Annotated in this window: 1 protein-coding gene; it reads right to left on the bottom strand. The window is 63.2% G+C overall.

Annotated elements, in window-relative coordinates; translation table 11 throughout:
* Nucleotides 1–1,679 (bottom strand): CLIPPER-2 domain-containing protein (locus JCM21793_RS28515; RefSeq protein WP_441909655.1); only part of this gene is annotated, 1,679 nt, incomplete at its 3' end.
* Nucleotides 1,680–1,953: the final 274 nt, after the last annotated feature.

Genomic DNA, 1,953 nt, shown 5'->3' with positions numbered 1-1,953 from the left:
AAAACCGTCAGCCCCGCCGCCACAGACCCAGCACCATTGACAAGCCGAATGACGAAATGCGCCTGCTCGCCCCGGCGGATCCGCGCCTGCTGCGCGGATTTGGACAATTGTATCCCGGAAGCGCGGACAGCCGCGAGAGACATCACCGAACGTGCCAGTGGCGAAGAAACGCCCATTCCCCCGGTCGCCCCCCTCACGCGCGCTTCATTGATCACGGCGCCGGGAATGCCTGCTCCGTTGTCTATATCCCTCTGGGTGAGAGTGTAGACGGCAGAAAACTCAGCACTCGCCCCCGGCGTCAAGCGAGTGGAGGTCGGCTGGAACGCAGAAAGGGCGCCCTCGCCGGCATGGCCGTTGAACAAGGGGCCGGGATCTTCCGGCCTGATACCGGTGATGGTGCGTCCGCCGTTGTTGAACGCCGTCAGGCGGTAGACCAGCTGATCGCCAGCGCTTGTTGCACCATCGCCGTCCGCGTCGACATATTCTCCTGCTTTGCTCAGGGAAAGCCGTGGGACAGGGCTAGGCACACGAGCGCTGTCACTGTCGCTCCTGACGGGTTGTCCACCGGGCTTCAGGGCGGTCGCCGATGCGGTATTCTCGACGACACCATTGTCGATCACGGTCTGCGTGGCGGCAAAACTCGCAGTGAAGCTCACGCTCTGACCCGGTACAAGAATCTGCGGCCCGGGGGCGATCGCCACGCCCTGACCCGCAAGCATCGGATCGTCAACCGCAACATCACTCAGTGTTACGCCACCAGTGTTGACGACCAGGAAGTGGTAGCGAATCGTCTCACCCGCATCCACCGCTCCGTTGCCGTTGACATCATCCAGGCTGGCGGTCTTTTCAAACACCAGTTCCGGCGTCTGATCCGGCGGTACAGTCTCTGAATCCGCGGCACTTTCCACCTCCTCGCCGAACGGATCAATGCCGGTGGCGGTAGCAACATTGGTGACCACCCCGCGATCAATTTCGCTCTGGGATGGTTGATAGACCGCCGTGAAGGTAGCACTTGCCCCAGGGGCGAGGGTCTGCGGTGCCGGGCTCAGTGTTATGTTTGCAGACGCAAGAAGGTCGTCGACAACGGTGACATCGCTCAGCACCAACGGCCCTGTGTTTGTGACAAGAAACCTGTAGGAAACGGTCTCTCCCGTATCGATCTGGGCGTCTCCGTCGCTGTCGTTCAGGGTGGCGATTTTATCCAGCGCGAGAGAGCCAGGCTCGCGCCATTGAATGATCACCTGGCCCGACCCGCCATGTCCATAAGGACGGCCGCCAGCACCGATGCCCGCGAGATAGTGCGCGTCGCTCGCATTGCCTGCTGCTTCCCAGTCACCGTTTACAATGACGCCGCCTGTTACCCTGCTGGACAAATGGCTTGAACCGCCCGCGCCACTGCCCTCCTGTCCGTTCAGCGGATGTGCGGAAGAGCAGGTAACCGGCCGATACTGCGCTGCACCGCCACCGCCGCCATAAAAGCCACCGCCCCCACCACCGCCTGAGCCTGTGTTGTTGATGAATGCGCTGCCGCCAGCGCCGCCCTGAAACTGACTGCCATCAACCCCAGGTCGGGCACCCGCGCCACCGGCCCCGCCGCCAGTGTCGGTGCCTGCGAAGGCCGCGACCCCGGCACTGCAACCGGAGGAGAAAGCGGCATCCTGACCGCCTGCACCAGCCATGCTGCGCACAAATGCAGTTCCTGAATTGCTGGCGGTCGCCGCTGCCGAGCCACCACCACCGGCAGCGGTTATAAGTTCTACCCCTCCCGAATCACGGACGGCTGAACGACCACCTCCACTGGCTCCATCATGATTTCCAGCCGACGTATCATCGCCACCGGCACCGCCGCCGCCATAGGTTGGCACGGTGCTGTGGGCCTTTCCCGCCTCACCAACGATCACCGTGAGCGTCTCGCCAGCGGCGACGGGGAGCGTTCCGCCCGCAAAAGCGCCA

The organism is Nitratireductor aquibiodomus NL21 = JCM 21793 (assembly GCF_000615975.1).
GTDB classification, from domain to species: domain Bacteria; phylum Pseudomonadota; class Alphaproteobacteria; order Rhizobiales; family Rhizobiaceae; genus Nitratireductor; species Nitratireductor aquibiodomus.
Note: the sequence above shows the minus strand (reverse complement) of the source record. Positions and strands in the feature narration are given on the sequence as shown.